Annotated in this window: 15 protein-coding genes; 1 reads left to right on the top strand and 14 read right to left on the bottom strand. The window is 32.5% G+C overall.

All coding sequences use genetic code 11. The annotated features are described in order from the left end of the window. Nucleotides 1–55 precede the first annotated feature (55 nt). From recR to RB619_RS15375, 4 genes are all read right to left on the bottom strand, one after another. A complete protein-coding gene (gene recR / locus RB619_RS15390) occupies nt 56–676 on the bottom strand; it encodes a recombination mediator RecR (RefSeq protein WP_308099004.1) in 621 nt (206 codons plus the stop codon). Between the two features lie 151 nt (nt 677–827). Next, nucleotides 828–1,193 (bottom strand): CoA-binding protein, encoded by a 366-nt coding sequence (locus tag RB619_RS15385; protein WP_308099002.1) that lies wholly within the window; start codon nt 1,191–1,193, stop codon nt 828–830. A gap of 129 nt (nt 1,194–1,322) precedes the next feature. Beyond that, a complete protein-coding gene (locus tag RB619_RS15380; protein ID WP_308099000.1) occupies nt 1,323–1,793 on the bottom strand; it encodes a hypothetical protein in 471 nt (156 codons plus the stop codon). Between the two features lie 4 nt (nt 1,794–1,797). After that, nucleotides 1,798–2,994 (bottom strand): C10 family peptidase, encoded by a 1,197-nt coding sequence (locus tag RB619_RS15375; protein WP_308098999.1) that lies wholly within the window; start codon nt 2,992–2,994, stop codon nt 1,798–1,800. Nucleotides 2,995–3,246: 252 nt separating this feature from the next. On the opposite strand from RB619_RS15375, the gene RB619_RS15370 reads away from it, so the two are divergent. Then, complete coding sequence (locus RB619_RS15370) at nt 3,247–3,873, top strand: MarC family NAAT transporter (RefSeq protein ID WP_155103717.1); 627 nt, start codon at nt 3,247–3,249, stop codon at nt 3,871–3,873. A gap of 84 nt (nt 3,874–3,957) precedes the next feature. Here RB619_RS15370 and ctlX read toward each other — a convergent pair whose 3' ends face one another. The 10 genes from ctlX to rpsM form a co-directional block, all read right to left on the bottom strand. Beyond that, on the bottom strand, nt 3,958–4,893 hold the full coding sequence (ctlX, locus tag RB619_RS15365) for a citrulline utilization hydrolase CtlX (RefSeq protein WP_308098997.1): 936 nt from the start codon (nt 4,891–4,893) through the stop codon (nt 3,958–3,960). Between the two features lie 77 nt (nt 4,894–4,970). Next, a complete protein-coding gene (locus RB619_RS15360) occupies nt 4,971–5,885 on the bottom strand; it encodes an arginine deiminase family protein (RefSeq protein WP_308098994.1) in 915 nt (304 codons plus the stop codon). 64 nt (nt 5,886–5,949) lie between these two features. Beyond that, entirely contained in the window at nt 5,950–7,227 is a 1,278-nt protein-coding gene (locus RB619_RS15355) for a citrate synthase (protein ID WP_308098992.1), read from the bottom strand. 156 nt (nt 7,228–7,383) lie between these two features. Then, on the bottom strand, nt 7,384–8,676 hold the full coding sequence (eno, locus tag RB619_RS15350) for a phosphopyruvate hydratase (protein WP_308098989.1): 1,293 nt from the start codon (nt 8,674–8,676) through the stop codon (nt 7,384–7,386). A 100-nt stretch (nt 8,677–8,776) separates the two neighbouring features. Further along, nucleotides 8,777–9,895, bottom strand: a complete 1,119-nt coding sequence (gene carA, locus RB619_RS15345) for a glutamine-hydrolyzing carbamoyl-phosphate synthase small subunit (RefSeq protein WP_308098987.1) — start codon at nt 9,893–9,895, stop codon at nt 8,777–8,779. 246 nt (nt 9,896–10,141) lie between these two features. Beyond that, nucleotides 10,142–10,630, bottom strand: coding sequence for a 50S ribosomal protein L17 (gene rplQ, locus RB619_RS15340; protein ID WP_017495007.1), 489 nt, complete (start codon nt 10,628–10,630; stop codon nt 10,142–10,144). A 62-nt stretch (nt 10,631–10,692) separates the two neighbouring features. Beyond that, nucleotides 10,693–11,685 (bottom strand): DNA-directed RNA polymerase subunit alpha, encoded by a 993-nt coding sequence (locus RB619_RS15335; RefSeq protein WP_026109818.1) that lies wholly within the window; start codon nt 11,683–11,685, stop codon nt 10,693–10,695. 21 nt (nt 11,686–11,706) lie between these two features. Continuing rightward, nucleotides 11,707–12,312 (bottom strand): 30S ribosomal protein S4, encoded by a 606-nt coding sequence (gene rpsD, locus RB619_RS15330; protein ID WP_029272055.1) that lies wholly within the window; start codon nt 12,310–12,312, stop codon nt 11,707–11,709. 92 nt (nt 12,313–12,404) lie between these two features. Then, nucleotides 12,405–12,788 (bottom strand): 30S ribosomal protein S11, encoded by a 384-nt coding sequence (gene rpsK / locus RB619_RS15325; protein ID WP_007803677.1) that lies wholly within the window; start codon nt 12,786–12,788, stop codon nt 12,405–12,407. An 8-nt stretch (nt 12,789–12,796) separates the two neighbouring features. After that, nucleotides 12,797–13,171 carry a 30S ribosomal protein S13 gene (rpsM, locus tag RB619_RS15320; protein ID WP_012022478.1) on the bottom strand — a complete coding sequence of 125 codons (375 nt, stop codon included), beginning with the start codon at nt 13,169–13,171 and terminating at the stop codon, nt 12,797–12,799.

The following is a 13,171-nucleotide window of genomic DNA, read 5'->3' as shown; positions in this document are numbered from 1 at the left end:
CAAATATAGGTTTTCATTTAATCTTCAGAAAATCTATATCTTATTTGGGGTTTGTTTAATTATTTTTAAATGTTTTTTCAAAAGGAACACGATGCAAAATACTTCTCCCAAGGGTAACTTCATCAGCATATTCCAATTCATCACCCACGGAAATTCCTCTAGCAATTGTCGAAATTACAATTTGAGATTCGGCGATCTGTTTATAAATATAAAAGTTGGTTGTATCTCCCTCCATAGTTGAACTAAGTGCAAAAATGATTTCAATAACTTTTCCTGCTTTTACTTTTTCAACTAAGCTTGAAATATTCAACTGACTTGGACCAACTCCTTCGATAGGAGAAATCTTTCCTCCAAGTACATGATAAATCCCTTTGAATTGACCTGTATTTTCGATCGCCATTACATCACGAATATCCTCCACAACACAAATAATCTGCTGATTTCTTGAAGCGTTTGCACAAATTTCGCAAATTTTTGTATCTGAAATATTATGGCAATTTTCACAAAACTTAATATCTTCTCGCATGTTTAACAAGGCTTGAGAAAGAAACCCAGTTTGCTCTTTTGGCTGTTTAAGCAAATGGAGAACCAATCGCAAAGCTGTACGCTTACCAATACCTGGCAATTGTGACATTTCGTTAACCGCTTTCTCTATTAATTTCGATGAAAATTCCATGACGACAAAAGTAACATTTTTAACGGTATCAAGGGCTTTGAAACAATTAAATTCAATTTTTTAAGAAATTAGATTGTTGATTTTTTGTGTCTGCCAATAAAAAACGAAGCTTTCCAATTGAATTGGAAAGCTGATAAAAAATTTCGTTTAGTTAATATTGATTTGTTGCCAATAAAACCAACGTACAAGCAACCTCTACTTTAATATTATTCAATTCTAATAATTGATATAATTCAGGATTTTCTGTTCCAGGATTAAAAATTACTCTTTTAGGTTGCGCTTCAATAATATAATTATAATAATCGCGCTGACGAGCTGGATTTAAATATAAAGTAACTGTATCAATATTTTTAACAGGGATAGTTTTTGTATGAATTTTTACACCTGCAACTTCTCCTGTATTTTGACCAATTGCTAATACTGTGTGCCCTTTTTGAGTAAGCATATTTATAGCTCTAAATGCATAACGATCTGTTTTTGTTGTAGCACCAAGAAGCAAAGTTTTTTTATTTTTCATCTTTTTAAAATATTTCACAAAAGTAGCTAAAAAGAATGAGCTAAATTAGAAGATTGATCCTGAAAAGATTCAGGATAAATTATTACAAAAAAGCCAAACTTAAAAGTTTGGCTTTTTCTAGAAATATTTTCATTTTATAATGGTATAAACATTTTCAGCATAAGGACTATCTAAAATCAATTTATTATTAAGCCAAACTTTATCAACTCTTGTATAACAATGACCTGTATCAAAAGTTGATTGTAACATATCTTTATCTCTTTCGTTCCATTGAATGTAGGTTACTGTTTTCTTATTTAAGTCAAAACTATTTAACGGTATTGAAATCTGGTATTTATTTGTTATCATATTTTTAAAAACACCCTTGACAAAATTCGGGTTTAGTCCCTGCTCTTTAACTTCTCCATTTATCTCATAAAACAATCTAATTTTAGACACATCAAAACCATTTGGATTTTCAGGATCTAACAAATCGTCGCCCTTGGCATTCAAAACAGAAAAACTCATGGTTGTATCATAATTAAAACATAATGTATCTTCGTCTTTGTTATTACATCCAAAAAAAAATATTGCAACTAAAAATATTAATGCTTTTTTCATGGCTTTAAGGTTTTATGTTATAAATCATCTTTGTATTCGGATTAAAAGTATAAACCTCAGGATTAAAATTATCAAAAGCAAAGTAATCATTTGCACCATTAGGTCCCCAGCCCCAGTTCATATGAAAGTACAAATAACTAACACCTGAACAATCATTGAAATAATACTTAACGCTCTTATATCCATCACATACCCACATATGCCCGCCTTTATTACCACTTCCACTTAACAAAACAGGTTTGCCTGCTGTTATATTATCTTTTACAACTTGATAGTTATAATTAGCCCAATCTGCCGAAGAATATTTGAATTGAGTTTTCAACACAACTCCCATATCAGCACTAGAACTTACGCCAGTAGCATCACAACTGTATGTTGGCTGTCCAGGATATACAGTTCGAATCGCATTATGAATATCTACTATAAAATTCGCAGTGACACTTGTTGCATAAGTTGGATCCATTAAAGACCAGTTATAATTAGAAGGATAGTTATAATATTTCATAATTTGAGCCATTGCAACAGGTACACAACCGGCTAAAACTTGTGCACTATACCCATTACAATTCATATAAGGCAATTGATAATTAAAATTAGCTTCCTGTTGCCAAGCCGAACTTAAATATGGTCCTTGAATAGTTGTTTCAGTATGCTCATAACAAACATCTGTAGGTGGTTTTCCTGATAAATTTTGATTAACAAAAATACTTTTAACTTGTCTCCATGCTAATTTATGCTCTTCAGTTTGTTTTAAGTCAGAATTCTGTATATCAGTAATTTGTTTTTCAGAACTTTCCATCCAATCTTTCAAACCTTCTGAATAAACACTTTCATCAAGCATAAATTTACCACTCTCTGAAAAGGCTATTATTGGCCTCATTCTATTATCAGATGATAAAATTATATATCCACCATTAACATAGTTTATTATATAAAACACAGTTTTGCCTTTTTTATTCTTGATCTCATTTATATCTTGTATTGCTTTTTTTTCAATCCCAAAAGAACTGGTCTTACTGGTTTTTGATTCAGATTGTTTTTTAAATGAAATATCCTTAGCAATCTCTTTTGCTTGAGTTAACCCCACGAAATTTTCCTGAGATGCTTGGTTCGAATTATCTAATTCATTATCCTTTGAACAGGAAAATAAAAAAAGCAAACTCAAAATAAAAACCCATTTATTTCCTTTTAATTGTCTCATAATTATGGTTTTAAAATTAGTATTCCTCAAAATAAACCAATTAAAGCCCCCAATTTTACCACAATAAGCCATAAAAAGACAACTATGAGATAATTATTATAAAAAAAATCAAACTAACTATAACTTTGAAAATTAATTATTCCCCATAACAATAGAATAGTATTGAAAAAATAGTTTTCTAAATATAGAGTTCAATAAAATAACTTTCAAATCTCAAAATTTAACTACTTTTACTTGACAAATCACAACTCTATGGATCTATTCATTTATTTATTTGCCGCACTTTTTTCAGTATTAAACCCAATTGGTACGGTACCAATTTTTGTCGGATTGACACAACATGATTCTCAAAAAGAACGCTCGAGAATTTCACTTTGGACCGCAATAAATGTTGGTATAATTTTACTGGTCTCTTATTTTATTGGGCAATATGTTTTAACATTTTTTGGAATAAGCATTGATGCATTACGAATTGCAGGAGGAATTGTAATTGTAAATTCAGGCTTTTCATTATTGTCGGGAAAATTCAACAAGAAACGAGGCATCAATAAAAAGATCGAAAACGAAGCTCAACAGAGAAACGACATTGCGCTAACGCCTCTAGCAATTCCAATGCTTGCAGGTCCTGGATCAATGTCATTGCTAATAGCATTCTACCAGGAACATCATCAAATGGAAGAAATCATCTTTTCGTGTCTTGCTATTTTAGCCATTGCTGTTGTTATTTTTGCAATTCTAAAAAGTGCTCACTATCTCGCAAGAATACTGGGTGCGTCTGGAATTGTAGCGATATCAAGAATTGTTGGTTTTATTGTAATTTCCATCGGAATTCAATATATCGTAAGTTCTATTGTAAATATTATAAAGGGGAATTTTTAATATAAATCATCTTTTTCAACCATAAAAAATGGGATAAAACTTAAGCTTTATCCCATTTTTTTGTGTCTTATTAAAATTGTATTTTTAGTTTCTTGGCAAGAAAACTTCAGCCATCATACATCTTGCACTTCCACCTCCGCAAGCTTCGATAGTATCTAGACTTGAACTCAAAATTTCAGCATGCTTTTCTAATTGTGCTATTTGTTTAGGAGTCAAACTCTGATGTGCCGATGCACTCATTACAATATATTTTTTATCATTTGCCCCTCTAACTTCTAACATATTTCCAGCAAAATTATTTACTTGATCTTCGGTAATTAGAATGATTTCTTTTTTATCGTCTTTCAAATTATCAAGAACCATTTTGCGCTCTTTTTTATCATCAATGCAATCTGCACAAATGACCGCGAAAGTTTCTCCAAGGCACATCATTACATTGGTATGATAAATCAGTTTTCGCTCACCATCAACAGTCTGAAAAGCTTCAAATATTACAGGTGCATAATCAAAATCTTCACAAAATTCAATGAATAATTCTTCGTCAGCACGAGGTGATAATGCACAATATGCTTTTGCATTGGCACGATCTAAAAGCAAACTTCCGGTTCCTTCTAAAAAATAACCATCATCTTCTGCAGAAGTATAATCCATTATATTAGATATTTCGAAACCCTTTTCTTCTAAAGTATCTAAAATATCCTCGCGACGTTCTTGACGTCTATTTTCAGCAAACATTGGATAAAGCGCTACATCTCCATTTTCATGAAATGAAACCCAATTGTTCGGAAAAATACTATCCGGAGTATCTGTTTCCAATGTATCTTCGATTACAGTTACATCAACTCCAACAGCTCTCAGCTTTTCAACAAAAACATCAAATTCTTGTTGCGCTTTTGCATTAACAGTACTTGGCAATAAACCGTCTAATACTTTTTGGTAATAATTATTAACCGCAGTCTGCTCATTCATTCTAAAAGCAACTGGCCTAATCATTACGATTGCGTTTGTTGTCTGTCTCATTTTTTATTTTTTTTTGTTTCAAGTTTGAGGCTTCACGTTCTGTAAAAACTTGAAACCTCAAACTTGAAACAATTATTTTAATCTCTTATTAATGGCAAAGTTGAACATCTTAACAAGCCTTCTTGCTTAGCGATTTCGGCATACGGAATTTCTTCAACCGTAAAACCATTTGCACGCAACCAATTATTTAATCGCGTGAAATTCTTCTCCGAAACCACAACATTTTTGTCGATAGAAAATACATTTGAAAACATATTATACATTTCATTTCTTTCGATATGAAATAAATTTTCTTTTCCAAAAAGATTTACCAAATACAAATAATCAGCTTCTTCACGGAAACCTCTTTTATAAATAATCCCTTTATTTTCACCAACTGGCTGAAAACAGCAATCTAAGTGCAATGCATTATCTCTAGCTTCTAATTTTGATTTAACCAAATCAAATTCTTTTACAATTTTATTTGGAAACAGCTCTTTGATAAAATTAACACCATGCATATTAGTTCTGGCAGTGATATAATCTTTATAATCACTCCCTTTATAAGTACCTATAAAAATATGGTCATTCCAAAGCATAACATCACCGCCTTCAATGTGAACTTCTTCTGGCGGACGAACAACTTTTTGCGGATCAATTTGGTCAATTACATATTGAATCGCATCTAATTCACGTTCGCGATCAGGCAATATATTCGATTTCACAAAAACATCATCAATTACAAATCCTATATCTCTGGCAAAAATCTGATTATAATTCTCGATCATTTCCGGACGATAAACTTTTACGTCATATTTTTGAAAAACAGAATTAAAAGCTTCCATCTCAGGAACCATGTCTTTTTCTATTGGATATGTTCCTGCTTTAATATGTTCCAATGACTTAGGGTCATAAGCTTCCTCTAAGGTTGGAGTTGGCCCATTATGAACGGCTGAACCCAAAACTACAGCTCGCAGTCTTGAAGTTTCGTTCTTTACATTTAATTGCAACATGACTTTATTATATTTTGAGCAAAGATAAAAAAAGCTTCACATTGTAAGTGAAGCTTTCTGTTTTTTATTTGTTACGTTTAAATTCTCTCAAAGGATGACCTGTGTAAATTTGTCTTGGTCTTCCAATTGGTTCTTTGTTTTCACGCATTTCTTTCCATTGTGCGATCCAGCCTGGAAGTCTTCCAATAGCAAACATAACTGTAAACATATCTGTTGGAATTCCCAATGCTCTGTAAATAATTCCAGAGTAGAAATCAACGTTTGGATATAAGTTTCTTGATTTGAAGTATTCATCTTCAAGAGCCGCTGCTTCTAATTTTTTAGCAATTTCTAAAATTGGATCTTCAACACCTAAAGTTTCTAAAACTTCTTTAGCTGCTTTTTTAATGATTTTTGCTCTTGGATCGAAGTTTTTATAAACTCTATGACCAAATCCCATTAAACGGAAAGGATCATTTTTATCTTTTGCTTTCGCCAAAAATTTATCAGTATCTCCACCATCATTATTGATATCTTCCAACATTTCAAGTACAGCTTGATTAGCACCTCCGTGAAGAGGTCCCCAAAGTGCAGAAACTCCAGCAGAAACTGATGCAAATAAACCTGCATGAGAAGAACCTACCATTCTTACTGTTGAAGTAGAACAGTTTTGTTCGTGATCTGCATGAAGAATAAATAATTTATCTAAGGCATTAACAATTACAGGATTTGCTGCATATGGACCAGTAGGCAATTTAAACATCAACTGCATAAAGCTCTCAACATATCCTTTTGTATTATCATAATAATTCAACGGATAACCCATTGATTTTCTGTATGTCCAAGTTGCAATAACTAAAAATTTAGCCATTGTTTTGCAAATTGCTTCATACATTTCTTTTTCATTTTCAACGTTTACCGCTTTTGGATTAAAAGCTGTTAAAGCACTTGTCAAAGCAGACAATACGCCCATTGGGTGTGCAGTTTTTGGGAAGCCGTCAATGATATTTTTCATTTCTTCGTTTACTAACGAATGTTTTTTAATACCATTTTCAAATTGCTCCAACTCAGCTGCAGTAGGCAATTCTCCAAAAATTAAAAGATATGATACTTCTAAAAAACTAGCTTTATCAGCCAAATCTTCGATTGAGTATCCTCTATAACGCAAAATTCCTAATTCTCCGTCTAAGAAAGTGATTTCACTTGTACAAGATCCCGAGTTTTTATAACCTGGATCAATTGTAATAATACCTGTTAAGTCACGTAATTTGTTAATATCGATAGCTGATTCATTTTCGCTTCCTGTGATAACCGGAAGTTCAATTTTTTTACCATCTACTTCTAATGTAGCTATTTTTGACATAATATAATCGGGAATAATTCTATAAAATAATAATTTATCAAATCTAAGGAATTTAAGACTAATTAAAAAAAGAATCCTGCTATGAATTTGTTAAAACTCCAAAAAAAAACCATTCGTTAACACGAATGGTTTCTTTTCAATATATAACTCTTACAATTATTTGATCTTGAAAGCGTTTAAGCCAGGGAAATAAGCAGTACTTCCTAGCTCTTCTTCAATTCTCAATAATTGGTTGTATTTAGCCATACGGTCAGAACGTGAAGCAGAACCCGTTTTGATTTGTCCACAGTTTAAAGCAACCGCTAAATCAGCAATAGTATTATCTTCTGTTTCTCCAGAACGGTGTGACATAACTGAAGTATATCCAGCATTTTTAGCCATATTTACTGCAGCAATAGTTTCTGTTAAAGTTCCAATTTGGTTTACTTTTACTAAAATTGAATTAGCAATTCCTTTTTCGATTCCAGTTGACAAACGCTCAACGTTAGTAACAAATAAATCATCACCAACTAATTGTACTCTATTTCCAATTTTTTCAGTCAAGTATTTCCATCCATTCCAGTCATCTTCGTACATACCATCTTCGATAGAGATAATTGGATATTTAGAAGCAAGTTCAGCTAAATAATCTGCTTGCTCTTCAGAAGTTCTGATTTTTCCAGTTTCACCTTCAAATTTAGTATAATCGTATTTACCGTTTACATAAAACTCAGAAGCAGCACAGTCAAGAGCAATCATAATTTCGTCACCGAAAGTATATCCTGCTTTTTCAACCGCTAATTTGATAGTATCTAAAGCATCTTCAGTACCACCAGCCAAGTTTGGAGCAAAACCTCCTTCATCACCTACAGCTGTACTTAAACCTCTGTCATGCAATACTTTTTTCAAGCTGTGAAAAATCTCAGTTCCCATTTGCATAGCATGTGTAAAAGAAGTAGCTTTTACTGGGAAAATCATAAATTCTTGGAATGCAATAGGTGCGTCAGAGTGAGAACCACCATTGATGATATTCATCATTGGCACAGGTAATGTATTAGCAGAAACTCCACCTACATATCTGTATAAAGGCAATCCAAGTTCATTTGCAGCAGCTTTAGCAGCAGCTAAAGAAACTCCTAAAATTGCATTAGCTCCTAATTTAGATTTATTAGGCGTACCGTCTAAATCAATCATTAATTGATCGATAGTATTTTGTTCAAAAACAGAAGTTCCAACTAATTCTTCAGCAATAACAGTATTTACATTATTCACTGCATTCAAAACTCCTTTACCTAGATAAGCTTTACCTCCATCACGTAATTCAACAGCTTCGTGCTCTCCAGTTGATGCTCCAGATGGAACAGCAGCTCTACCTAAAACCCCATTTTCAGTTACTACATCAACTTCAATAGTTGGGTTTCCTCTAGAATCAAGAATTTGTCTTGCGTGAACTTTAATTATAATACTCATTATTTTTGTTTTTTATTAATAAATTATATTTTTTTTCGAAATTATAAAAATATTTAATAGAAAAAATGCATTCTCACTATTAAACAGCTTTATTTATTAACTATATCGTTTTAGCAGAAGCTTCTTTAATGTTCTCTACGAATTGATCAAACAAATAAGACGAATCATGTGGCCCAGGACTAGCTTCTGGGTGATACTGTACAGAAAAACAGTTTTTGTTTTTCATACGCATACCTGCTACTGTACCATCATTTAAATGTAAGTGTGTAATTTCTAAATCAGGATGATTATCCAACTGTTCTTTATTAACAGCAAAACCATGATTTTGAGATGTGATTTCACCTTTACCTGTAATTAAATTTTTCACAGGATGGTTAATTCCACGATGCCCATTAAACATTTTATAAGTTTTAACTCCATTTGCCAAGGCAATAACCTGGTGACCTAAACAAATTCCGAATAATGGTTTATTATCAGCTAATATCTCTTTTGCAACTTCGATAGCTCCAAACAAAGGATCTGGATCACCAGGTCCGTTTGACAAGAAATATCCATCAGGATTAAATTCAGACATATCTTTATATGTCGAATTATAAGGATACACTTTAATGTAACAATCTCTTTTTGCAAGATTTCTTAAAATGTTCTTTTTTATTCCAAGGTCTAGTGCTGAAACTTTGTAAGTCGCATTTTCATCACCAAAAAAATAAGGCTCAGTAGTTGATACTTTTGACGCCAACTCCAAACCTTCCATATTTGGCACGTTTGCCAATTCTTTTTTTAAATCTTCAATCGAAGTTCCATCAGTACATATAACAGCATTCATAGCGCCATTATCACGGATATAACTTACAAGTGCACGAGTGTCAACATCAGAAATACAGATTAGATTCTGTTTTGTAAAGTAATCTTCTAAACTCCCTGAAGCTAATTCACGAGAAAAATTAAAACTGAAGTTTTTACAAACTAAACCAGCAATTTTGATACTATCAGATTCTACCTCTAAATCATTAACACCATAATTTCCAATGTGAGCATTTGTTGCTACCATTATTTGTCCAAAATAGGAAGGATCTGTAAAAATCTCCTGATATCCGGTCATTCCAGTATTAAAACAAACTTCACCAAAAGTCTTACCGCTAATCCCGATAGATTTTCCGTGAAAAATAGTTCCATCACTTAGTAATAAAATGGCGCTTTGTCGTGTTGTGTATTTCATTCTTTAATTTGTATTGTTTTTAATCGTCTTATAAAACCAGCAAAGCTAGTTTCATTGTAATTAGATATTTTGCAAATTTACTTCTTTAAAAGAGTGCTTCCAAGATTTTTTAAAAAATTCATTCAGAAAAATAAAACCTAAGCATTCAAAAAAGTTAAATTTTACAGTCTTTAAAAAAAATCAAAAAAAAAGGATAAACTAAAAATTAGCTTATCCTTGATTTCTATAGAATCATTACTTTCATAATTATTCAGAAGCTTCAGTAGTCGTTTCTGATTCAGCAGCAGGAGCTTCAGGAGTACCTTCAGCTTTTTTAGCTTTACCACCACGACGGCTTTTTGCTTTTTTAACTTCTTTTTTACCTCCATTGTAAAGTTCATTGAAATCTACAAGTTCGATCATCGCCATATCAGCGTTATCTCCCAAACGATTTCCAACTTTAATGATACGAGTGTATCCACCTGGACGGTCACCAACTTTAGCAGCTACATCTCTGAACAAGTCAGTTACAGCATATTTGCTACGTAAGTAAGCAAAAACAATACGACGGTTGTGAGTCGTATCTTCTTTTGATTTTGTGATTAAAGGCTCAACAAATTGTTTAAGCGCTTTAGCTTTAGCAACAGTAGTATTAATACGTTTGTGCTCAATAAGAGAACAAGCCATATTAGCCAACATAGCTTTTCTATGTCCAGTCTGTCTGCTTAAGTGGTTGAATTTTTTTCCGTGTCTCATGACGTGTTTTTTTTATCTTCATCTTGCTACAATCCACTATGGAGAGCAAAATATGAAGTAAATTATTCTTTATCTAATTTGTATTTAGCTAAATCCATTCCGAAAGTTAAATTTTTAACTGCAACAAGTTCATCAAGTTCAGTTAGAGATTTTTTACCAAAATTACGGAATTTCATTAGGTCATTTTTATTGAACGATACTAAATCACCAAGTGTATCAACTTCAGCCGCTTTCAAGCAATTTAATGCTCTTACAGATAAATCCATATCAACAAGCTTAGTTTTAAGCAATTGTCTCATATGCAATGACTCTTCATCATACGATTCTGTTTGTGCAATTTCGTCAGCCTCAAGTGTAATTCTTTCGTCAGAAAACAACATGAAATGGTGAATTAAAACTTTGGCAGCTTCAGTAAGAGCATCTTTTGGATTAATAGATCCATCAGTTTTAATTTCAAAAACTAATTTTTCATAATCTGTTTTTTGCTCAACACGGAAGTTTTCAATTGCATATTTTACATTTTTTACCGGAGTAAAAATAGAATCTGTAAAAATGGTTCCAATTGCAGCATTCTGTTTTTTGTTCTCTTCAGCAGGAACGTATCCTCTACCTTTTTCGATTGTTAAATCGAAGTTCAATTTGATTTTTGAATCTAAATTACAGATAACAAGGTCTGGATTCAAAACTTGGAAACCTGAAATAAATTTTTGAAAATCACCTGCTGTCAATTGATCTTTACCAGAAACAGAAATTGTAACTGCTTCATTATCTATATCTTCGATCTGACGTTTGAAACGTACTTGTTTTAGATTAAGGATAATTTCGGTAACATCTTCAACAACACCTGAAATAGTAGAAAACTCATGATCTACACCTTCGATACGAACAGATGTAATTGCATAACCTTCTAATGCTGAAAGCAAAACTCTTCTAAGTGCATTACCAACTGTCAATCCGTAACCAGGTTCTAAAGGTCTAAATTCAAATTTACCTTCAAAATCGGTTGAATCGATCATGATAACTTTATCGGGCTTTTGAAAATTAAATATTGCCATAAATTTCGACTAAGTCAATTATTATTTGTTGTACAACTCTACGATTAATTGTTCTTTAATGTTTTCTGGAATTTGAAGTCTTGCAGGTACAGAAACGAAAGTTCCTTCTTTAAGATCATTGTTCCAAGTAATCCATTCATAAACATGACTTGAATTTGATAAAGAACGTTCGATAGCTTCTAAAGATTTAGATTTTTCACGAACTGCAACTTTATCACCAGGCTTAAGGTGGTAAGAAGGGATATTTACAACTTCACCATTAACAGTAATGTGTCTGTGAGATACAATTTGACGAGCACCTCTTCTAGATGGAGCAATTCCCATTCTAAAAACAACATTATCCAATCTTGCTTCGCATAATTGTAATAAAACCTCACCAGTTACACCTTTAGTTGCTGATGCTTTTTCGAATAAATTTCTGAATTGTTTTTCTAAAATTCCATAAGAATATTTAGCTTTTTGCTTTTCCATTAACTGAACAGCGTACTCAGATTTTTTTCCTCTTTTTTTAGCCATCCCGTGTTGTCCAGGTGGGTAATTTCTTTTTTCGAAAGATTTATCATCTCCGAAGATTGCTTCGCCAAATTTACGAGCGATTCTTGTGCTAGGACCAGTATATCTTGCCATTTTAATTTGTTTAAGATAGAGATTATGAATTCAGGTCTTATCCTTCGATAATCTATTTTCTATCTAGGTTATACTATAATAAATTTTGAGTATTAAACTCTACGTCTCTTAGGAGGACGACATCCGTTATGAGGCATTGGAGTAACATCGATAATCTCAGTAACTTCAATTCCACCGTTATGAATAGAACGGATAGCAGACTCACGCCCGTTTCCTGGTCCTTTTACATAAACTTTAACTTTTTTAAGTCCTGCCTCAAGAGCTACTTTGCTGCAATCTTCTGCTGCCATTTGAGCTGCATACGGAGTGTTCTTTTTAGAACCTCTGAAACCCATTTTACCAGCTGAAGACCAAGAAATAACTTCACCTTTCTTATTTGTCAACGAAATAATGATGTTGTTGAAAGTGGCAGAAATATGAGCTTCACCCGTTGATTCAACGATAACTTTACGTTTTTTTGCAGTTGCTTTAGCCATATTACTTATTATTTAGTTGCTTTTTTCTTGTTAGCAACAGTTTTTCTTTTACCTTTTCTTGTTCTAGAGTTGTTTTTAGTTCTTTGTCCTCTTAATGGAAGACCAGATCTATGACGGATACCTCTGTAACAACCAATATCCATTAAACGTTTGATGTTCAAAGAAACTTCAGAACGTAATTCTCCTTCAATTTTGTAAAATGAAACTGCATCACGAATTGCTCCGATCTCGTCATCATTCCAATCTTGAACTTTTTTATCTTGGCTTACTTGAGCTTTTTCTAAAATCTCAATAGCTCTACTTTTTCCTAATCCAAAGATGTAGGTAAGTGCGATAACACCTCTTTTGTTTTTTGGGATATCTACCCCTGCTATTCTTGCCAT

The organism is Flavobacterium sp. LHD-80 (assembly GCF_030929605.1).
Lineage (GTDB): Bacteria > Bacteroidota > Bacteroidia > Flavobacteriales > Flavobacteriaceae > Flavobacterium.
Note: the sequence above shows the minus strand (reverse complement) of the source record. Positions and strands in the feature narration are given on the sequence as shown.